This window comes from Reichenbachiella sp. (assembly GCF_965233835.1).
In the GTDB taxonomy this organism is placed as follows: Bacteria; Bacteroidota; Bacteroidia; order Cytophagales; family Cyclobacteriaceae; genus Reichenbachiella.
Genome location: NZ_OZ247585.1, coordinates 2,092,264 through 2,112,611, shown reverse-complemented (window position 1 = coordinate 2,112,611; position 20,348 = coordinate 2,092,264). Strand labels below are relative to the sequence as shown.

19 protein-coding genes and 1 tRNA gene are annotated in these 20,348 nt (G+C 40.6%); 9 read left to right on the top strand and 11 right to left on the bottom strand.

The window, feature by feature from the left end; genetic code table 11:
• Window positions 1–5: 5 nt before the first annotated feature.
• Window positions 6–77 (bottom strand) — tRNA-Arg (locus ACO6S2_RS09100).
• 282 nt (window positions 78–359) lie between these two features.
• On the opposite strand from ACO6S2_RS09100, the gene ACO6S2_RS09095 reads away from it, so the two are divergent.
• From ACO6S2_RS09095 to ACO6S2_RS09085, 3 genes are all read left to right on the top strand, one after another.
• The gene (locus tag ACO6S2_RS09095) at window positions 360–1,916 is read left to right on the top strand and encodes a M20 family peptidase (RefSeq protein WP_422362185.1); all 1,557 of its coding nucleotides are present in this window, start codon (window positions 360–362) and stop codon (window positions 1,914–1,916) included.
• Window positions 1,917–2,024: 108 nt separating this feature from the next.
• Window positions 2,025–3,278 (top strand): DcaP family trimeric outer membrane transporter, encoded by a 1,254-nt coding sequence (locus tag ACO6S2_RS09090; RefSeq protein ID WP_422362184.1) that lies wholly within the window; start codon window positions 2,025–2,027, stop codon window positions 3,276–3,278.
• Window positions 3,279–3,294: 16 nt separating this feature from the next.
• Window positions 3,295–4,188 carry a hypothetical protein gene (locus ACO6S2_RS09085; protein WP_422362183.1) on the top strand — a complete coding sequence of 298 codons (894 nt, stop codon included), beginning with the start codon at window positions 3,295–3,297 and terminating at the stop codon, window positions 4,186–4,188.
• 88 nt (window positions 4,189–4,276) lie between these two features.
• Here the strand turns inward: ACO6S2_RS09085 and ACO6S2_RS09080 are convergent, their stop codons facing one another.
• From ACO6S2_RS09080 to ACO6S2_RS09070, 3 genes are all read right to left on the bottom strand, one after another.
• Window positions 4,277–4,768 carry a rhodanese-like domain-containing protein gene (locus ACO6S2_RS09080; RefSeq protein ID WP_422362182.1) on the bottom strand — a complete coding sequence of 164 codons (492 nt, stop codon included), beginning with the start codon at window positions 4,766–4,768 and terminating at the stop codon, window positions 4,277–4,279.
• Entirely contained in the window at window positions 4,765–5,061 is a 297-nt protein-coding gene (gene trxA / locus ACO6S2_RS09075) for a thioredoxin (protein WP_422362181.1), read from the bottom strand. Before trxA ends, ACO6S2_RS09080 begins: the two co-directional genes overlap by 4 nt.
• A gap of 206 nt (window positions 5,062–5,267) precedes the next feature.
• Window positions 5,268–5,861, bottom strand: a complete 594-nt coding sequence (locus ACO6S2_RS09070; protein ID WP_422362180.1) for a LemA family protein — start codon at window positions 5,859–5,861, stop codon at window positions 5,268–5,270.
• 42 nt (window positions 5,862–5,903) lie between these two features.
• On the opposite strand from ACO6S2_RS09070, the gene ACO6S2_RS09065 reads away from it, so the two are divergent.
• On the top strand, window positions 5,904–6,785 hold the full coding sequence (locus ACO6S2_RS09065; RefSeq protein WP_422362179.1) for a TPM domain-containing protein: 882 nt from the start codon (window positions 5,904–5,906) through the stop codon (window positions 6,783–6,785).
• An 84-nt stretch (window positions 6,786–6,869) separates the two neighbouring features.
• The gene (locus ACO6S2_RS09060; RefSeq protein ID WP_422362178.1) at window positions 6,870–7,523 is read left to right on the top strand and encodes a TPM domain-containing protein; all 654 of its coding nucleotides are present in this window, start codon (window positions 6,870–6,872) and stop codon (window positions 7,521–7,523) included.
• 2 nt (window positions 7,524–7,525) lie between these two features.
• Here ACO6S2_RS09060 and ACO6S2_RS09055 read toward each other — a convergent pair whose 3' ends face one another.
• The 6 genes from ACO6S2_RS09055 to ACO6S2_RS09030 form a co-directional block, all read right to left on the bottom strand.
• Complete coding sequence (locus ACO6S2_RS09055) at window positions 7,526–8,446, bottom strand: transglutaminase domain-containing protein (protein WP_422362177.1); 921 nt, start codon at window positions 8,444–8,446, stop codon at window positions 7,526–7,528.
• A 70-nt stretch (window positions 8,447–8,516) separates the two neighbouring features.
• Window positions 8,517–9,410: a 3-hydroxyacyl-CoA dehydrogenase gene (locus ACO6S2_RS09050; RefSeq protein WP_422362176.1), complete on the bottom strand. Its 894-nt coding sequence runs from the start codon at window positions 9,408–9,410 to the stop codon at window positions 8,517–8,519.
• 3 nt (window positions 9,411–9,413) lie between these two features.
• The gene (locus ACO6S2_RS09045; protein WP_422362175.1) at window positions 9,414–10,244 is read right to left on the bottom strand and encodes an alpha/beta fold hydrolase; all 831 of its coding nucleotides are present in this window, start codon (window positions 10,242–10,244) and stop codon (window positions 9,414–9,416) included.
• 91 nt (window positions 10,245–10,335) lie between these two features.
• The gene (gene mgrA / locus ACO6S2_RS09040) at window positions 10,336–11,328 is read right to left on the bottom strand and encodes an L-glyceraldehyde 3-phosphate reductase (protein WP_422362174.1); all 993 of its coding nucleotides are present in this window, start codon (window positions 11,326–11,328) and stop codon (window positions 10,336–10,338) included.
• 109 nt (window positions 11,329–11,437) lie between these two features.
• Window positions 11,438–11,944, bottom strand: coding sequence for a SixA phosphatase family protein (locus ACO6S2_RS09035; RefSeq protein WP_422362173.1), 507 nt, complete (start codon window positions 11,942–11,944; stop codon window positions 11,438–11,440).
• 50 nt (window positions 11,945–11,994) lie between these two features.
• Window positions 11,995–13,692: a PHP domain-containing protein gene (locus tag ACO6S2_RS09030; RefSeq protein ID WP_422362172.1), complete on the bottom strand. Its 1,698-nt coding sequence runs from the start codon at window positions 13,690–13,692 to the stop codon at window positions 11,995–11,997.
• 109 nt (window positions 13,693–13,801) lie between these two features.
• Here ACO6S2_RS09030 and ACO6S2_RS09025 point away from each other — a divergent pair, with 109 nt between their 5' ends.
• Both ACO6S2_RS09025 and ACO6S2_RS09020 read left to right on the top strand, forming a co-directional pair.
• Window positions 13,802–15,289, top strand: coding sequence for a lipopolysaccharide biosynthesis protein (locus ACO6S2_RS09025; RefSeq protein ID WP_422362171.1), 1,488 nt, complete (start codon window positions 13,802–13,804; stop codon window positions 15,287–15,289).
• 110 nt (window positions 15,290–15,399) lie between these two features.
• Window positions 15,400–16,134, top strand: a complete 735-nt coding sequence (locus ACO6S2_RS09020; protein WP_422362170.1) for a hypothetical protein — start codon at window positions 15,400–15,402, stop codon at window positions 16,132–16,134.
• Between the two features lie 5 nt (window positions 16,135–16,139).
• Here the strand turns inward: ACO6S2_RS09020 and ACO6S2_RS09015 are convergent, their stop codons facing one another.
• On the bottom strand, window positions 16,140–17,018 hold the full coding sequence (locus tag ACO6S2_RS09015; RefSeq protein WP_422362169.1) for a DMT family transporter: 879 nt from the start codon (window positions 17,016–17,018) through the stop codon (window positions 16,140–16,142).
• 65 nt (window positions 17,019–17,083) lie between these two features.
• Between ACO6S2_RS09015 and ACO6S2_RS09010 the strand changes: the two genes are divergently transcribed.
• Both ACO6S2_RS09010 and ACO6S2_RS09005 read left to right on the top strand, forming a co-directional pair.
• Window positions 17,084–19,942, top strand: a complete 2,859-nt coding sequence (locus ACO6S2_RS09010) for a PAS domain S-box protein (protein ID WP_422362168.1) — start codon at window positions 17,084–17,086, stop codon at window positions 19,940–19,942.
• A gap of 49 nt (window positions 19,943–19,991) precedes the next feature.
• Window positions 19,992–20,276 carry a DUF1801 domain-containing protein gene (locus ACO6S2_RS09005; RefSeq protein ID WP_422362167.1) on the top strand — a complete coding sequence of 95 codons (285 nt, stop codon included), beginning with the start codon at window positions 19,992–19,994 and terminating at the stop codon, window positions 20,274–20,276.
• The last annotated feature ends 72 nt before the right edge of the window (window positions 20,277–20,348 follow it).

The following is a 20,348-nucleotide window of genomic DNA, read 5'->3' as shown; positions in this document are numbered from 1 at the left end:
AATAGTAGCCCCTCCAGGAATCGAACCTGGATCTAAAGTTTAGGAAACTTCTATTCTATCCATTGAACTAAGGGGCCATTAATCTTACCTGCAGCTTTAATTTCATTTAAGTTTAGGAAACGCCCGGGGCGCGTAGCCTATTCTATCCATTGAACTACGAGGCCAGATAGACAAATGTATTGATTTTTTGAAAATTGAATTTTACAATCTAAAACCTCTTAGTAAGTAAGCTAAAAATGACTTTGAGCATATTTCTTAAAAGTTAATATAGTCAAAACACACATTTAGAAATTTATGTTTAGTTTTAATTCTAAACTTTTAGCATTCATTTTCCATTCAAGAGTTTAAATAATATTAAGATGAAAAAAACGATCAACACCTACCTAACTCCTATGTTCGGGTTTATGGCCATCATAGTACTCCAAGCCTGCAGTAATGAAAAGAAAGAAGCCGCACCTATAGCTGAAATTCCTGAAGAATTCACTTCTATGCAAATGACAGATATAGAACAGATTTCTATAGAAGTTGATCTGGATGCCGCAATAGAGAGACTTTCTAAGGCCGTTACATTCCCAACTATTTCTAACCAAGACAGAAACGACTTCGACACCAAAGCTTTTGAAGATTATCATAAATTTTTGGAGGAGTCTTACCCACTCGTGCACAAAACGCTAAAAAAAGAACTGCATGGCGATCCTCGCCCTTACAGTTTGCTTTATACCTGGGAGGGTAAAGATCCTAGTTTAGAACCCGCATTATTTTATGCGCATCAGGATGTAGTACCTGTACCGGATGAGTCTCGAGATCAGTGGACACAAGATCCTTTTGCAGGGACTGTGGCTGATGGATACATTTGGGGACGTGGGGTTTTGGATGACAAAAACCAGGTTCATGCCATTCTTGAAGCAGCGGAGATGAAATTAAAAGACGGCTGGCAGCCTTCTCGCACGTTGTATTTCGTATTTGGACAAGATGAAGAAGTAGGAGGATCGGAAGGTGCAAAAGTAATTGCTGATGTATTGGAAGCACGTGGTATAGAGCGATTTGCCTATGTCATGGACGAATCAGCACCACTAACACCAGGTATTTTTCCCGGTATAAAAGACAATACCGCTCTTATTGGCATAGCTCAAAAAGGGTTTATCAGTCTGGAATTGGCTATCAATGGCATTGGAGGACACTCTGCCATGCCTCCAGAAGAATCCAATATTGGCATTTTAGCCGAAGCCATTACCAAACTGGAGGCGGCACCATTTCCTTACAAAATACACCCTGCAGTTCGCTCGCAATACCGTTATATGGGACCTGAGCTGGATGAAGCCATGCAGCCACTTTATGCGGCCGTGGCCTTTGGCAAGGATGATGAGTTGACGGAGAATGAGCAGAAATTTATAGAAGCCATGGCCGGCAACGAAGTGACAAGAGCCATGCTTCATACCACGATCGCTGTAACTATGTTCAATGCCGGTATTAAAGATAATGTACTACCACCATCGGCAACTGCTGTAGTAAACTTCAGACCTATGCCAGGCGATACTCCTGAGGTACTTATTGCACATATAAAAAATGCTGTTCAAGATGACCGAATTGAGATTAGAGACATTTCGGCTTCTACGCCTGCCACAAACATCGCAGAAGTAGGTAATGCCGCTTATAATATGCTCGAAAAGACCATTCGCCAGATCTACGGCAATGATTTAATTGTATCACCATTCTTCGTAGTAGGTGGTTCAGATTCTAAACATTTCCAAGCAAGAGACTTTGCGCCAGATGTATATACCATTACAGCTATTCAATTAGAAAACACAGAAGAGTTCAAAGGGTTCCACGGCGTGAATGAGCGTATATTGGTTTCAGAGTATGCCAAGTCTATCGGCTTCTTTTATCAGATTTTTGATAATTTGGAAGAGCTATAATCAATAAAATTAAGCTTTTAGCATAAGCCCCGACATGATAAGGGGCTTATGACAAATTCTGGGTAATATCAGAAATGGAATTATCAGCTCTGGCTTTAGAATATTGATATGAAAAACTATTACAAACTTTTATTGTTGTTGTTTGCTCTGGCACCGACTACTTTGTTGGCTCAGGAAGCTGCTTTGACAGATTCGATTACCCATCAATTAGTGATTCCCAGTCAGGATCTGAAGGAAAGCGTATTGCGTACGGCAAGAGAACGCCTGGTCAATGATGATTTTCCTGGATCATGGCCTATGTTCGGCAGTGATCTAAGGATGAAAATCGGTGGCTACTTGAAATCAGACTTTTTATACGATTTTGATGGCACAAGGGATAAAAGTCAATTTCTCATGTCTTCTATACCCGTTGAGGGACAGCCCGAATATGGTGATGAAGGCTATACCTATTTTTTGGTAAAGGAAACACGTATCAATATAGATGTACGACGTTCGAATGAGGACAAAATACCGCTGCAACTATTTTTTGAAGGCGATTTTTTCACTGACGATAATCGCTTCAGAATTAGGCATTCTTATATCACAGCAGGAGATTTTATCATTGGTCAGACCTGGACGACTATTTCATTCTTGGAATCAATGGCCTATATGATTGACTTTGCTGCTGGAGATGCATTATTCGGTGGAAGGTCAATTCAGGTAAGATATCAAAAGCAACTCTCCGATAAAATAAAAGTCGCAGCCGGGCTTGAGTACCAACCATTTTTAGGAATTGAAAATCCGAATAATTTGCCTGGCAAGGCTTCTGTTCAATTGCCCTTATTGGCTCTGAGGATGGATTACCGATGGAAAACCGGTGTATTGTTTTTAGGCTCTAGTTTCGCAGAGTTACGTTGGGACGGAGGCCCAGGTGGCCCCTTCGACCAAACCTTACAATATGATTTTGTAGTAGCAGGAAGACAGTATCTTGGCAAAAACAATTACTTCACTTATAACTTCAGCTATGGCAACGCTAGCGGAGAAAATATTATTGCTTTTGCTGGTAGCAATGCCAACGCCGTATTAAATGCCCAAGGCGAGTTAGAACCTATGCCGGCTATGTCCATCATGACGGGATTTATGCACCGGTGGACGCCTAAATTAGAGTCTAACTTCAACTATGCTTACGGCTGGTTGGACGCCCCTGACACAAGGGCTCCTTTTGCCCTAAAAAGAGGTGGTATAGGCCACTTAAATCTTGTTTATATCTTTGACAACAACTTCTCTGTAGCTACCGAATATATATGGGGAGCGCAAAGAACTTCTAATGACGCCTATGGAAATGCAAGTAGAATTCAAGCCATGGCCAAGTTTCAATTTTAACGACTAACATATTCTCATGAAGACGAAAAATATTCTTTTACTCTTTTTCACCTTGTCCTTTACTCACTCAGTGCTTGCACAAGATGAAGGTTCCGAATCAAGTGCAGCTGAAATGGCCAAACAATTGGCCAACCCTAATGCCACTTTGGGACAGATGCTCGTACCCATCGATTTTATCAGGTACAATGGCGACATCAATGATGCGGGTCAGACTGGAATGGTATTCAATTTCCAACCTTCCTTGCCCATCCCTTTGTCAGATGGATTAAATCTCTATGTAAGACCACTCATCCCCGTGTACCTTTCTCAGCCAGTTTTGGGAGCTAGCGGTTTCGAAAAGAAAGCAGGTTTTGGAAATATCAGCGCAGATATCGCGGTGGGTAAAACCTGGCCTTCGAAGTGGATTACACTGGTAGGTGTTTTTGGAGGTTTTCCTACAGCCTCTGATGATGCTTTGAGAGCAAGCCAAGTCACACTTGGCCCTGAGTTCATGGTTGCCAAATTGACCAATTTTGGAGCTGTTGGATTAATCTTAAGTCAGGCATGGGGACTGGGCGATCCGAGCGATCCAGATGCTTCCACATCTACGGTACTTCCTGATGATATATGGCTTTCTGCTGAAGATCCTGCTAGTGCCAACATTACAGCCGGCCAGTATTTTTATACCATCAACTTAAAGAACGGATGGCAAATCAATGCTACTCCTACCTATGCTTACAACCATAATGGAACAGATGGGAATAAGTTTACTTTCCCCCTCGGAACTGGAGCACAAAAAGTACTCAAAGCTGGTAAAATGCCTCTTCGACTAGGGATGCAATACTGGTATTATATTGCTTCGCCAGATGCCTTCGGCCCTGCTCATCAAATAAGGTTTACCATAGCGCCGGTAGTTCCGTTGCCTTGGTAAGGATAAGGAAGCCATTATCCAGAGGATGATAATAGGGTGAAATGAATTTTAGTATTTGATAATTAACACATGTCGAGACCTTTATTTTTCAGTAAACGGTCTCGGCATCATTGAGCCAGACGCCCCACGTGCGGCCGTAGCCATGCACTTTTTTGGTGGGATTTCCTTCTTCGTCCACTACTTCCTTGCCGGAATTACACCAATCGAATATGCCGCCGTAGAGGTTTTTTACATTAGTGAAACCAGCCTTTTCAAGCTTCTCAGCAATCTTCTCGCTTCGATAGCCAATGGAGCAATAGACGATGATTTCTGCATCTTTATCTATCTGACTTACTGATTTGAGTTTGAAGTTATCGTACCCAACAAACTGAGCTCCTTCTATCCTACTTACATCGTATTCCTTCTGCTCACGGGCATCGAGCCAAACAACGTCTGTGCTTTCGACTTCATCGGCTTTTACTTCAGTTACCGAGTGGCTAATCAATGAATTTATCAGTGTATAAAAGGCTTTCTTTTTCATATCGTCTTGGGCATGGCCAAATGATGGAATCAATAATATGACAAACAACAAACGTATCATTGATGCGATTCGATAACCGATTTGAGTTGCTCTTTGGTAGAAGTACCTGAGTGCCTCCACAGGATCTGCCCTTTCTTAAACAAGATCATAGTAGGAATAGAACGGATCTGATAAACCTGAGAGGCTTTTTGATTTTTATCCACGTCCACTTTGATCACCTGGGCTTTACCTTTGACCTCACTTTTGAGTTCTGAAAGCACAGGTGCCATTTGCTGACAAGGCCCACACCAGTCGGCATAGAAATCCACCAGTACGGGCTGATCTGAATTGATAATATCTGAGAATGTTGCCATGATCTTTTAACAAATTCAAAGGGAATGGAGTTCAGTTTTTATAACTAAAGAAACTGTCTCAAACGTAAATAGTAAACGTCATCACCAGTGCAACGAAGTGATCTCAACATCGCTCTGGTAAATTTGCTTAAGATTGCTTCAGACTTCGCGTCCCGCTCCGTTCGTAATGACGATCAAATATGAGACTTCCTCTTTAATCACTGATTCTAAAACTCCACCTTAGGGGCATTTTCGCTTCCCTCCTGAGCGGCAAAGCCAGTTTTCTTTTCGAAACCGAACCAACCTGCATATATGGTGTTTGGGAATTTTCGAACGTAGGTATTGTAGCCTTGTACCGCTTCGTTGAATCTTCTACGTTCTACAGCGATTCTATTTTCCGTGCCTTCCAATTGCGCCTGAAGCTCAAGGAAGTTTTGATTCGCCTTTAAGTCTGGATATTTCTCTACAGTTACTAACAATCTCGACAGCGCAGAAGAAAGTCCACTTTGCGCCTCTTGAAATTGCTGGATAGAAGCAGCATTCAAGTTGCCAGCATCGATAGTGGTGCTGGTCGCTTTGGCTCTGGCTTGTACTACGGCTTCTAAGGTTTCCTTTTCGTGAGCAGCATACCCTTTCACCGTGCTTACCAAATTCGGAATCAAATCCGCTCTTCGCTGGTACTGAGTTTCTACATTGGCCCATTGTGCAGTTACACCTTCGTCCATGGTTACCATGTTGTTGTATTTTCCGGTTACGGAACTATACATCCAAATTACTACTACGGCTAGTACGCCTAATATTATTAATGTCTTTTTACTCATCTTCTTACTTGGTTAAAATTCAAATGTACTACTTTAGCTGGAATGAAAATCAAGAATACTCCAACTCTTTTTGTCCTTATTTGTTTCATATTCTTAAGCAATATTACACTTGCGCAAGACTATGTGGCTATACCCGAACTTAAACAGCGGGTAACGGACCTGACACAGACCATCACTAGTAATGATCTGGATTATCTGGAAGATAAACTTCGACGCTTTGAAGAAGCAAAAGGCAGTCAGATTGCTGTGCTCATCCTCTCGTCTACTAAGCCTGAAGAGATCGAGCAATTCAGCATTCGCGTAGCCGAAAAATGGAAAATTGGTCGTGGAGGTGTAGATGATGGTGTACTCATGGTAGTGGCTATGAACGATCGTAAGCTTCGCATTGACGTGGGGTACGGACTAGAAGGAGCTATTCCCGATATTTATGCCAAGCGTATCATTGAAAATATTATCACCCCCGAATTCAGACATGGACAGTTTGCCACGGGTATCAACAAAGGACTGGATGCAGTCATGGATTTGATCAATGGAGAAGATTTGCCTGCAGTGACTAAGAAAAACTACAGACCTCAAGGCTCAGCCAAGAACTTCTCAATAGGATTGATAGTGTTTGGGTTGATTATTCTTAGCGTAATCAAAGCACTGATCAAAAAGTCTTCTATGAAATTCGTTGTGGCTTTGGTGATCGCTGTGCTGTTGGCATGGGTCATGGCCAATGTGGTTATGGGAATATTCTCATTCATCGTTTCCTTGTTTGTTCTTTTCAGTAATTCTACTGGTGGCCGAGGCGGTGGAGGATACTACGGCGGTGGGTACTATGGTGGCTCTGGAGGTGGCTTTTCTTCGGGTGGCGGAGGATTTGGCGGTTTCTCTGGCGGAGGTGGCGGCTTCGGTGGCGGTGGTGCTTCTGGGGGATGGTAGATTGAGAGAATAGCTAAGAGTGAATAATGCATAGTAAAAAGTAGATTGTGATTAATGAATAATTGGCATTGAGCCATTAGAGATATGAGAAAGAAATTTGAATTTTCGGAAGCGGATAAAAAACTGGTCAAAGAAGCAGTACAAGAACTAGAGCAAAAAACGGCTGGCGAAATGGTGGTCTATTTTGCGCGTGAAAGCGACAGCTACCTCATGGCCTGCTGGAAGCTTGGTGGTTTGTTTGGCGTTTTGTTTTTGGCACTCGTGGCGACTCTATCTTATCTATGGCTACTTCCTGCTTCCATAGGCATTATGTTTACTTGCCTTATCGGTATCGGCACTACAGCGCTAGGTTTTACCATCCCCTATTTTCTACACTCACTCAGGGTTTCTTTCACACCGGATGCTATCGTTTCTCATCGAGTATTAACCAAAGCCAGAGACATTTTCTTGCAAGAAGAAATTTTCAACACCACCGACAGAATAGGTATTCTGATCTACATCAGCGAATTAGAACATCAAGTGCAAGTCTTAGGAGATTCAGGCATCAATGCTAAAATCCAACAAGAAGACTGGAACGAGGTATTAGGTTTGGTCATTCAGGGAATCAAAGCCAATCATCCGGCTAAAGGTATTGCGAATGCCATCAAGAAATGTGAAGAATTGCTTCTCGCTAATGATTTTGTAAATGTGGTAAAACCAGACAATGAATTGTCTGATGACATGCGGATTGAGGAGTAAAGTTAGTGAATAACGAAGGCCATTAGTTGAGTTTGTGTAACGGAAGTATTGTAATCCAACTGCTTGGTTGCATCCAACCTTACCACATTGGAGTTAATCTCATCAAGGGAAAAGTCGAATTCAAAGGTTCCTTTTTTTCTTTTTCTACGATATCGTAGTGGTTCATATTTTTTACCCAAACTACTCTTCAACAGAACTGGTTTCCATTGGCTTGAAGCTCCAATAGTTAATCGAAATCGATCATCATAAACTTCAAATTTTGGTAAGATATCATCGAATCCAAGTTCAAAATATGAGGCATTAACTTCCGGCAAACTCTTAAATTCTTCGATCGACAGAGGATTATCATTCAATTGCCAATAGGGTATTTCAGGGAAATGATTGAAAAGAAACAGCGTAGGTGGTGTTTTAAAATAATACTCCGAAATTGTTGGTTCGTCACCAATCGGGCTAGCCCAAGTAGGATCAACCAAAAACCACTTCCCATCTAGTTGGACGGCATTCCAACTATGATTCACAAGCATTCCAGAACGATCTATCACCCCCTGTTTGCGTTTAGCATATCCATTCACTACTTCACATTCAATATCAAATTCATTGAGAAAAAGTTTATAGAGAGAGGAATACCCTGAGCAAACTGCAGTTTTAGAATCAAACACCTCTAATGGAGTTTTAATTTGCGAGCTTGTAGATGAATCTATAACTCCGTTAGCCTCATTCTGATTATACGATATATTGCTTGCCATCCAATAATAAAAGAACTTAGCTATATCTTCCTTTTCTTCATATTGATGCTCAACAAAATTTAATAGCGCTTCATACGAATGATCCGTGCTATCAGGAATGATTCCATAAAACATATTGGATTGAGCATTCCCAGATCCGAATAGAATAATCATGCTGATTACAAGAAAATATCTCACAACTATAAAATTTAATGTAAAAGGCATTTTACTTAATTAGAATTAAGCTAAAAACTAACAAATCTAGTCACTACAACAAAAACTCAGGGTCTTTAAAAGCGGGATTGGGATAATCGTAAAAACCTCCTTTGGTTTTTATTCCTAGTTTTCCCTTATCGAGGTAATTGGTTTTCAGGTATTCAGCGTTCGCTAGTTTCTGCTTGTCATTTTGAACTTCACCCCAGTGCATCATCACGTTGTACATGGTTTCAAGTCCAATCATGTCCATAATCATGAATGGACCTCGAGGATTACCCGAAATCATCCAGGTCCGATCTACTTCTTGAAAATCGACCACTCCCTGCTCAACCAAATCCAGAGCGGCGGTAAGCATGGGTCCTAAGATAGAATTGAGCACATAGCCGTTCTGTTCTTTGTTGAGTACTATCGGTACCATACCTATGGCCTTGGCGAAAGCAATCGCTTCTTCCTTCACCTTTGAGTCAGTGCCAGGATGAGTCATCACTTCGGCTACATTGAAAGTCCAAATCATGTTAGCAAAATGCAGTGCCAAGAACCTTTCGGGCTTATCAACTGCACTCACAAAATCACTGGGTAGCAAAGTAGAAGAATTGGAAGTAATGACAACCTCGTCAGCCACCACTTTCGAAAGTTCTTTATAAAACGCACGTTTGATTTCTTGATTTTCAGGTACCGACTCGCTGATAAAATCTACGGATGAAACCGCCTCCTTCAAGTCTGTAGTATAGGACAGTCGGGCATGCGTATTCCGAACCTGATCTTCACTTGCCCCTAATGATTTCAGAAAAATGGAAGCATATTGCTGATGAAATATTCTACTGGCCTCTATGCCTTTTTCAAAAGCGTCATACACTACTACTTCGAATCCTTTAAAAGCAGTTTGCCAAGCAATTTGAGAACCTAAAGTTCCTGCTCCAGCGATCATTACTTTTTTTACACCCACGGCTCAAAACTTAATGTTCTTAATAATATCATATGTAGATGTGGTAGTGAATGGTTGGGTAAAAAAGTTATCCAAGACTTTGAAAAACAACTCAGGTTTTTCGTAGGATCCAAAGTGCGTAGCTCCAGGCATCACAAACAAGTTGGATTTTTTAATGTTATAAAATACTTCCAACGAATGTTCTAACCTAATCACATCTCGGTCTCCTGTCATAACCAAAACCGGTGCTGTAATTTTTGCTAAGTCTGAAACTGGAATTTGTGGTTGATTAACAAGCAGTCCAAAAAGTCTCAATTTATAATCATCTGTTTCATTGGCAATCATGTTCTTCACAAAAGTCGCATTGTCATCATCGACTGCTGTAGAATCTGGTCTCAAATTGGCGCCAAACACAGCCAACCTCTTCACCTTATCCGGGTAGTCAATTGCTAATTTTAATCCAATAATTCCACCATCGCTCTGACCCCATATAAGACAGGAATCGATATTGAGCTGATCTAATACGTCATTGACATCGGCTGTCATTTGCTCATAGGTCAAGCTATCCCCAATATCTTTGGTTTTTCCATGAGCCCGGCTATCCATGGCTATGACCTTGTACTTGTCTTTGTAATAATCTATTTTAGGTGTACTGGACTTTATGGAGCCCCCATTGCCATGGATGAGAAGTAAAGGTTCGCCTTCTCCATAAATTTCATAATAGACTTTGATGCCGTTTACTTCGGCATACTTACCAACTTCCGGGTTATCTCCATAGGGAATGGTAGGATTTTGCGCCTGAACAGTAAATACAGAACATCCAAAAAGTAAAAGTGCCAACAGTTGGTTTTTCATTTTAACGGGATTGAAGTTTATCGTGCCTTACATTAATATTAATCCATTCCCCTTTGAAAACAAAAAAGGAGGTGAACTCACCTCCTTTCTTTTAACCTTTTAAAACCTTCTCTATTTCGTCCAACTCTTGAGGACTAAAGTCAATCTTTTCAATGCTAACCAGGTTTTGCTTGAGTTGCCCCACACTACTAGCTCCAATGAGCACCGAGGTTACTACGTCATGTCTCAACAACCAAGCAATGGCTAGTTGAGAAATTTCCTGACCTCGGGATTCTGCGATTTTTTGAAGCGCTAAAACCTTATTGATTTTCTCTTCTGTGACATGATCACTTTTTAAGAATCCCCAATCTTTAGCCGCTCTGGAATCTTTAGGAATACCTTTTAAATACTTATTAGTCAACAGCCCCTGAGCCAATGGAGAGAAGACAATACTTCCTATACCATTTGACTCTAAGGTATCCAACAAACCATCTTCCACCCATCGATCAAACATCGAATATCTTGGCTGATGAATGATAAATGGCGTTCTCAGTTCCTTGAATATTTTGGCTATTTCCTCAGTTTGTTCTGGTTGGTAGTTGGAAACCCCTACATACAATGCCTTCCCTTGCTTTACTGCATGATCCAATGCCAAAGCAGACTCTTCGATAGGTGTGTTGGGATCTGGTCGGTGATGATAGAATATATCCACATAGTCCAATCCCATTCTTTTGAGCGATTGATCAAGGCTGGACAGGATGTATTTCCTACTTCCCCATTCTCCATATGGGCCTTCCCACATGTGGTAGCCCGCCTTGGTGGAAATCACCATTTCATCTCTATAGGGCATCAAATCTTGCTTGAGCATTTTTCCAAAGTTCTCTTCTGCAGACCCTGGAGGCGGCCCGTAATTATTCGCTAAATCAAAGTGAGTGATGCCACGGTCAAAGGCGTATTGAACCATTTTACATCCATTATCATACTCATCGACATGACCGAAATTGTGCCATAACCCTAAAGAAATAGCTGGTAATAAAAGTCCTGATTTTCCACATCTACGATATTTCATCGTATCGTACCGCTCTGCTGCTGCTTGATAAGCCATAAATTCTTTTTTGTGTTAGAAATATTAATCATTCAGAAACAGTTACCTTTTTTCATGAAGGAATCTAATCTGAAATCACATGTAGTTTTGGGAATGGTAACGTTGCGCGTTATTGGGTACGTAAATCTAATCCTTTAGGATAGTAATAAAAAAGCTTTTTTTTCTGACATCGATGGATTCGTTTCCAATCTTGTGTATCCAATTGAATGCCAACAACTCCGCATGTAGGGATATTAAAAATATCCTCTCCTGTCAGCTCATTCACATAGTCTGTAATACCAGGATTGTGAATAAACAGCATGGTCGATTCATGACTATTGTTGATGGACTGCATGACAGTTTCAATATCTTGTTCATCTCCATGATACAAATCTTCTTCCATTTCTAATTCTCCTTTCAGGCGTCCAAAAGCCTCCAAGAAATATGCGGCAGTATCTTGTGTCCTTCTCGATGGACTGCTGATAAAAACATCGGGAGACCCGATCCTTTGCCGCAGATATTCGGCCATACGGGGAGCATCCCTTTTACCTCGTTTGTTCAATGGACGATCGCGGTCTTTCAAACTGGAGTCTTTCCAGCTGGACTTAGCGTGACGGACGAGGTAAAGGGTTTTCATGGTGATTTCGCATATTGATAGTTCAGGGTTTTGAACTCTGAGCTATGAGATCATTTCGATTTTCTTTTCATAAAATAGCCAGAAATCTCTTCCAAATTCATCGCATTCAAGCACATATCCTTAGTCAGCCCTCCTTTTCGACCAGCCAGCAACCCATAGTACATATCCTTGTACCCTTCCATTTTATGAGCATCTGGATTAATACTGAGCATCACCCCTTTCTCCAATGCATAGTGTACCCATCTCCAATCTATGTCGAGTCGGTATGGACTGGCATTGATTTCTATGACCACACCTTTTTCCGCGCAAGCGTCAATCACCGCTTTGTGATCTACTGGGTAGCCTTCTCTTTCTAAGATCAACCGGCCTGTCATATGCCCAAGAATTGTGGTATATGGATTATGGATAGCAGTCAATAGCCTATTGGTTGCCTTAGTTATATCCATATTCAAACCTGAATGAACAGATGCCACAATAAAATCAAAACTAGCCAGTATATCGTCAGGATAATCCAGGGAACCATCATTTAATATATCAGATTCAATTCCTGAAAAGACTTTAAAAGGTGCTAGTTCTTCATTGAGTTTCTTAATTTCTTCTTGTTGTGCCTTTACTTGAAAGTCTTTGAGTCCATTAGCATACACCGCGGTATGGCTATGATCAGAAATACCCAGATATTCGTACCCAAGTGATTTGCAATGCTCCGCCATTTGTCGAAGTGTATGTCTGCCATCGCTATAGGTGGAATGATTGTGAAGGATACCTTTCAGGTCCTCCATTTCCACCAACTTGGGAAGTTTATTTTGCTTGGCCAGTTCGATTTCAAATTCTCCTTCTCTCAATTCAGGGACCATTGGAGACAAGCCCGCAGCTTCATAGATAGCTTCTTCTGATGTATACGCCTTTTCCCTCACCACCTGCTTTAAATTTTTATCGCTATCAATCGAAGCATTTAGATGCTTGGGATTCGCCGTTGTTTCTACCAGTGTATTATAAAAACCATCAGTATTACAAAATCTTATTTTTACGGGAATGGGGCAGTTTTGATAATAACCGCTCCAGGTATAAGGACCGGACAATTTTTCGTTTTCAGAAAATCCATTTATTCCATTGATCATTAGACGGGTAGACTCAAAATTTTCGGAGGCCACTAAAAACTCAAGACATCCAATCACTTCCATTCGACGACGCAGTTCTCCAGTTTCTGAAAAGAGAAGTATGGACTTGTACTTTTCAAACTCAGCCAAGATATTGATCATGAATGGTTCCACATTGGCGTACCGTTCAAAACCTCTACAGCTAATTGCAAACTCAATGGCATTCATCAAGGTCTCTTGAGACTTTTCAGCAAACCCCTTTAGTTTGGATACTTTCCCCTGTTGACACAGCCTCAAAAGATCATCCATAGACTCTGCCCCTCCCTCTTTCCACAAAACGGCAATTTTCTTTGGGCCAAAGCCAGATATTTTGAACATTTCAACAACTCCTTCAGGAGTATCCTCCATCAGTTGGTCCATCCCATCGAACGATCCCCTTTCCAACAACTGTGTAACATTTGCTGCCATGCCCTTACCAATACCGTCAATTTTTGGAATATCATCTATGGACATCGTACTCATCTCTACTTCTAAATCACTAATGGTATCTGCCGCCGTTTGATACCCTCGTATTTTAAAAGGGTTGTCTCCATGAAGTTCCATCAACTTAGAAGCAAGCTTAAGCTTCGATTTTATTTCTGCGTTCGTCACGATAGTCTTATTTTAGAATTGAAATATAAACTTACAAATTGCATTAGAATTAAATACCAAATTACCCTTTATAAGTTATCATTGCGGCGAACCATAGCTCAAAAATCGATTGGGAGTAGTTATCAAACAAAGTAGTATTTCAGCCCTATTCACCTATATAGGTGCGGCTATTGGCTTTATAAATACCATTGTTCTCTTTCCTATATTCTTATCTACAGAGCAGATTGGTTTAATCAGGGTGATACCCTCCACAGCTTTTTTGATCACCTCTTTTTCTCAACTAGGGATCGCAAGTACTCTTCAAAAATTTGCTCCGGAATTGAAGAAAAAACCGCATGGACTGACCCAGCTCATCACCTTTTGTGTGCTAGTTGTATTTATTGGATTCGCTATTACCTGCACAGTTTTTTATTTTTTTGATGAACCCATCAAATCCTACTTCAGTACCAATTCTCCACAGCTGACAGAGTATTTTATTGTGGTCATAGTTCTTATACTTTTTTTGTCACTGCATGCGCTGTACGAAGTTTACAGTAGGCTTTTTTTAAAGACTATTGCTCAAAATATCATCAAGGAAGTAGCATTGAGAATTATGTACTCCATTGGTGTGTCACTTTATTTTCTTCAAGTCATATCATTTCATCAGTTGACCTACGGCCTGATCCTAATGTACGCTATCATGCTCATCATGCTACTGGCTTACACCTATTCCCTAGGCGAACTCAAGTTTAGCCTAAAGTTGGACCTAATAGACAAACCACTGATCAAACGACTTGCCACGTATTCTTTATTTGTGATGATTGGAGCTGGCAGCGCAAACATTGTACTCAACATAGATCAAGTCATGATATCTTCTGAACTTGGTCTGAGCGCAAACGGTATTTATTCTACAGTATTTTATTTCGCGGTGATGATAGAATTGTCTAGGCGTGTAATTGTGCAAATTACTACGCCATTAATTTCTGACTCGTTGGAGAACCAAAATATCACCACAGTAGAAAAAATCTACAAGCAAACCTCTATCAATCAAATGGTGGTAGGGGGACTACTTTTTATTGGCCTGGTGTGCAATTTGGACAATGTATTTGCTCTCATGTCGAATGGTGAAGAGTTTGTCCAAGGAAAGTACGTCGTTTATTTCATAGGGTTCTCCAAAGTAATGGAGATGGCTTTTGCCAATAGTAGCCCAATTATTTCTATGTCTAAGTATTACAAATTCAATGTGGTGACCATTGCCATTTTGGCCATTCTCATGATTGCCCTCAACCTGGTCTTGATTCCAGCTTTTGGTATATCGGGAGCAGCCTTTGCTTCCATGCTTGCATTGTTTTGCTTTGGGTTGATCAAAATGATCTTCATCAAAAAGAAATTTGGTTTTGTTCCATTTACATGGAAAAATGGAGTTTTACTGCTGATCGGAATTGTCGTGTTATCTATCGGAATATCGTTCCCTAAACTAGATAGTCCATTGGTGGATTTGGCTGTACGGTCTATAGCTGTTGGTGTGCTCTACTGTGGCGCTGTGTATGTCTTTAAAATTTCAAAGGAAATTAATGACGGTCTTATTCATCTGATGAATAAGATTTCAAGTCGATAATTCGAGTATATTCATCGAAAACGCGGTTTTTCACTAAATACCAAGTAAAAAATTCTCGTTACACCCGTATGAAAAAAACAAACCTACTTCTTACTCTAAGCTTTCTATTAATGGCTTTTGCATGCGAAAACGATGATTCAGATATCAATCCATATCAGGGAGTCTCTGAAGACTTAAATGAGTTGTCTGATGATTTTGAAGGTAATGGTGATCTTATTGATTATGTGACTAACAATGCTTCGGCTCTTCCCGATGTGAAAAGACAAAATGGTCGTTATCATGCTAATCTCACTTCTAACACCAATAATACGACACTACACTATCATGAAGATCAGGGTCGACTCGATGCCAAGAAACTAATATTCCCATTTGAGTTCATCGCCAGAAACATTGGAATTGGTACGCAAGAGGATTCACAGGTGGCCCCAAGCAGTAATAATGATCCTTATAATTTTTGCGGTGTACAAGTACACGTCCTCGACCTGTCAACTCCGAGTTCGAGCCACGTAGTTGTGGGTCACAGAGGTCCAACGGGATTTACCATTGAAGGCAAAAACACAAATGAGGGCAATTCTAGTGTAAATGACATTGGGGCTAACACCATCCCAGATGGACGGGCTGATATTAGGATTGTAGGAAATGAGGATCGAACAATAACTGTTTACTGGCAATTACCTAATCTGAATGCCGCAGGAGATAATTGGTTGCTGTATAATGAAACCGGAGACTTGCCCGGCACCCCTCCCACTTATGAAAGCGAAGTGTACGTGGGACTTATCACTTATGCATTTGAGCAAACGGGTGTACCATTCGTAGGGACGTGCGATGCCATTCAAATTAAATAACTGTACTAAGCTTTTTTCTGTTGAATGGCCAAAACATTTCCGACCAAAATTAGAACTACACCTATAGCTGCATAAACAGTCATTTGATAACTTTCAAAAAGGTAGGAGATCCCAACAGCTATAACGGGAATAATCACCAGGGCATATGCCGCCTTATCAGCACCTACTCTACTTATCAAAGTCAGATAAGTTCCAAAAGCTACTATCGAACCAAAAATAGTCAGATAGACCAGGGAAATTATATAGCTCCAGGATGGATCGAAGGTAAAAGGTCTGTCAAGAATAAGTGCTAACAGTCCCATCCAGATCCCTCCATACAACATACCGTATGCATTGGCCTGGATGACTGGAATGTTATTAGCCGAATTCCTAGCTGAGGTAATGTTTCCTAATGATGCTATGATTACAGAAACCGCCGTGATAATCGTACCGACAATGGTTTCTTTTGAAAATGTGAGCCCCAGGAATTCATTTCCAAATATCAGAATGGTCCCTACAAGTCCTAACAAAGCGGCCATTAATATCTGGCGATTGATTGGCCTATTGAGAAACAAGGAACCGAACATAGAATTCAAAAAAACTAATGTCGAATAAGCCACGGCAATCAACCCACTGGCCAGATAAACCTCAGCTTCATAAACTAACCAGTAGTTCACTCCAAACAGCAAAAAACCTTGTAGGGCCATAAAAGCGTGTTCCCGAATAGAGAAGTTCATTCTTCTTCGAGTGGCTATACAAAAAATAATCATGATGATGCCAGCCAGTAGATATCTGTAAACTACAGAAACCAATGGATCCACTACTCCTAGTTGAAACTTGATAGTAAACCAAGTAGACCCCCAGATCAAAGCAGGGATAATAAACAGCCAAATATTCTTATTCATGATCAATGTTCTCGAATAAGCGCAAGCTAAACAAATGTACGAGATGAATAATCCTAATCAAGGTGATGAGTGATGGTAATAGTTTCAAGAACGAAAGAAAAATCGCTTGTGCCAGACCTCTTGATATCGTATATTTAAACGGCCTAATCACCATACCAGCTAAAATGAATATTCAGGAGCAAATACTTGATGGCTACGATACCTTGATCGTTATTTCCCTCGATACCTCCTATCGGATACTTTCTATCAACAAAAGCGGTCGGGAACTTCTTCAGAAAATGTATGGAGTAGAAGCAAAAACGGGTGACAATATTCTCGATTTCTTTGCGGGTGCTGAATCTAAATCATTAGCGAGAAAACATTTTGACCGTGCACTAAATGGCGAACGTTTTACCGTAACGCGTCCTTTTGAGTTTGGAGGACGGTTGAGACATTTCGACCTAATGTATGCCCCTTTACTATCCAACGATAAAATCTATGGTATTTCCGCACTAGTCGTTGATATAACTGATAAAAAGACAAAGGAAGAAGAGCGGTTGCATGCCAATGAAATGTACAGGCGGCTTTTCGTGACTTCTAAAGATGCTATCATGACCCTTGAGCCTCCAACCTGGAAGTTTACTACGGGGAATAATACTATTCTTGATATGTTCAAGGTAAAGGACATGGATGAGTGGACCTCCATAGGGCCATGGCAAGTATCACCAGAAACCCAACCAGACGGTGAGCCTTCCGCGGTTAAGGCAAAACGGATGATAGAAACTGCCATGACACAGGGCTCTCACTACTTTGAGTGGACCCATAGGAGAATGACTGGTGAGGATTTCCCTGCTACGGTATTACTTACTCGCGTTGATTTTAGCGATCGGCAATTTTTACAAGCCACTGTACGAGATATTACTGAATCAAAAAAAATAGAAAGGGAGAGAATTCTTAATGAAACTAAGTTTCAAAACATTTTTGAGGGTGTAAGTGAAGGAATTTTAGTGGCGGGATATGAGGAAGGTACTTTTTTATACGCTAATCCTGCCATACAAAAAATGATTGGCTACACACAGGATGAAATGACAAAACTTTCTCCTACTCTAGTTCATGCGCCAGAAGATCACGATCTAGTGCTAAAAGCTTTAAGAGGAAGTAAACATGAAAAAACAAGCAAGACTATTGAGGTAGAATTCGTTCGAAAAGATCAATCAAAATTTTTGGGACAAGCTATCTACTCCTTTATGCAATGGGACAATGTGGATTGCATAGTTGCTTTTATTAGAGATATCACCGACCTGAAAAAAGCTGAAAAAGAGGTTCGAGAAAATCAAATGAGGTATCAGGCGTTATTCGAAGACTCTAATGATGCCATCATTATTCTTAAGTCTTCAGGTGAGTTTGTGACTGGAAATCAAGCCGTCGTCAAACTTTTCAATGCAAATAGCTTAGAGACCTGTAAAAACACACCTCCTCATGTCATCTGGCCCGAATTTCAACCGGATGGCACGCCATCCCCTCAAAAAGCTGAGGAAGTCATGCAAATGGCTCTTGATAAGGGCTCCAATTCGTTTGAGTGGGAATACAAAAAATACACCGGAGAAACTTTCCATGCATCAGTTGCTCTGTCTCGAATAGACACTGAGGATGATGTATTTATTCAAGCCAGCATCAGAGATATTTCAGATCAAATCAGAACGAAAAAAAGACTTGAGGCACAAAATGAACTTCAAAACCTGCTGATGCGCATCTCTTCCAAATATATCAATACGCCACTGGCTGACGTAGATGAAGCCATACAAAAATCACTCAAAGAGATAGGAGAGTTTGTTCAAGCTGATCGCTCATACTTATTTGAATTTGACTACATCAATCGAACCATTAGTAATACTTTCGAATGGTGTGCATCAGGAATCCGAAGTGTAATGGAAGAAACACAAAATCTTCCCATGAATGAAGTAGCAGAGATGGTCAACCCACATTTCGAAGGAGACTTTATCTACATTCCTGACACCATGAAAATGGAAGAAAGTGGCTCAAAAGAAATACTACTGGAGCAGGAGATAAAAAGTTTGCTTACTGTTCCTCTCATGCATCGTGATAACTGTATTGGGTTTGTAGGCTTCGACTCAGTTACAACAAAAAAAATGTACTCTGAGAAGGAAATAGCCATATTAAAGCTATACTCAGATATGTTGGTGAACATACAAATGAGATCTGAAAAGGAAAAGGAGCTGCAGAAATTGTTGTCTACCACGAAAGATCAAAATCAACGGCTTAAGGAGTTTTCTTACATCACTTCTCATAATATACGAGCTTCGGTGGCCAATTTAATTGGCCTTTCTGAAATGATCCGCGTGGTTCCAGAAAGTGAAGGCTATTTGGATATGCTCAAGATAACCACTCAAAAACTGGACAATTCCATTTCAAATATAAATGAGTTGATCAATTTTGAAAATGAACATAGTGAGTTACAAAAAATTGATTGTAGTTTATCTGAGGCCGTTCAAAGAGTGTTGAAATTGACCAACCAAATCATAAAACGAAAAGATGTTGACTTAAAAGTAAACATTGAAGAATCACATAAAATCAAGGCATTTCCGGCCTATTTGGATAGCATTTTTCATAATCTGATTACTAATGCACTCAAGTATGGCATCACAGATCAATCTAAACTGCTGGAAATTTATGCCAATCAGGAAGAATCCGGCACCTCCGTATTCATCAAAGACTGTGGACTCGGTATCGATCTGGATAAGTACAGTGAGAAGATGTTTAAATTAGGCACTCGTCTACATGACACCTCTGATGGACAGGGTTTGGGCTTGTTCATGACCAAAAGGCAATTGGAAGCCATGGGTGGTCAAATCGAAGTTCAGAGTCAACTGAACAGCGGAACCACTTTTAAACTATTTTTTCCAGAATTAGTGCATGCATCCTGATCTGTCTTCATTTTACTTGAATAAACCGGAACCTTTAAAAGGCTGTTTATTGGCACTTCGAGATTTGGTGCTTCAATTTGATCCTTCCATCAAAGAAACGAAGAAATACGGCATGCCTTGTTACCTCTATCTGGACAAGCCGTTCAGCTACCTATGGACAGATAAAAAATCTGGACATCCCTATCTATTGATTGTAGAAGGACATCAAATTGACCATTCTGCTCTGCAGCAAGGAGACCGAAAGCGAATGAAAATTTTACCTGTCGACCCCACAGTGGATATTGATTTTCGGACTATCAACGAAGTACTGACTTTGGCCAAAGCGTACTACTAACTCTTTTTACCACTCTTCTCACAGCTGGTCACATTTCAATTGCCCCTGTCTCAAGGAAGTTACATCATTGCA

What these genes read in the sequence shown, in the direction of transcription:
- ACO6S2_RS09095 (WP_422362185.1), top strand. Translation starts at nt 360, where the DNA reads ATGAAAAAAACGATCAACACCTACCTAACTCCTATGTTCGGGTTTATG.
- ACO6S2_RS09090 (WP_422362184.1), top strand. Translation starts at nt 2,025, where the DNA reads ATGAAAAACTATTACAAACTTTTATTGTTGTTGTTTGCTCTGGCACCG.
- ACO6S2_RS09085 (WP_422362183.1), top strand. Translation starts at nt 3,295, where the DNA reads ATGAAGACGAAAAATATTCTTTTACTCTTTTTCACCTTGTCCTTTACT.
- ACO6S2_RS09080 (WP_422362182.1), bottom strand. Translation starts at nt 4,768, where the DNA reads ATGATACGTTTGTTGTTTGTCATATTATTGATTCCATCATTTGGCCAT.
- trxA (WP_422362181.1), bottom strand. Translation starts at nt 5,061, where the DNA reads ATGGCAACATTCTCAGATATTATCAATTCAGATCAGCCCGTACTGGTG.
- ACO6S2_RS09070 (WP_422362180.1), bottom strand. Translation starts at nt 5,861, where the DNA reads ATGAGTAAAAAGACATTAATAATATTAGGCGTACTAGCCGTAGTAGTA.
- ACO6S2_RS09065 (WP_422362179.1), top strand. Translation starts at nt 5,904, where the DNA reads ATGAAAATCAAGAATACTCCAACTCTTTTTGTCCTTATTTGTTTCATA.
- ACO6S2_RS09060 (WP_422362178.1), top strand. Translation starts at nt 6,870, where the DNA reads ATGAGAAAGAAATTTGAATTTTCGGAAGCGGATAAAAAACTGGTCAAA.
- ACO6S2_RS09045 (WP_422362175.1), bottom strand. Translation starts at nt 10,244, where the DNA reads ATGAAAAACCAACTGTTGGCACTTTTACTTTTTGGATGTTCTGTATTT.
- mgrA (WP_422362174.1), bottom strand. Translation starts at nt 11,328, where the DNA reads ATGGCTTATCAAGCAGCAGCAGAGCGGTACGATACGATGAAATATCGT.
- ACO6S2_RS09035 (WP_422362173.1), bottom strand. Translation starts at nt 11,944, where the DNA reads ATGAAAACCCTTTACCTCGTCCGTCACGCTAAGTCCAGCTGGAAAGAC.
- ACO6S2_RS09020 (WP_422362170.1), top strand. Translation starts at nt 15,400, where the DNA reads ATGGCTTTTGCATGCGAAAACGATGATTCAGATATCAATCCATATCAG.
- ACO6S2_RS09015 (WP_422362169.1), bottom strand. Translation starts at nt 17,018, where the DNA reads ATGAATAAGAATATTTGGCTGTTTATTATCCCTGCTTTGATCTGGGGG.
- ACO6S2_RS09010 (WP_422362168.1), top strand. Translation starts at nt 17,084, where the DNA reads ATGAGTGATGGTAATAGTTTCAAGAACGAAAGAAAAATCGCTTGTGCC.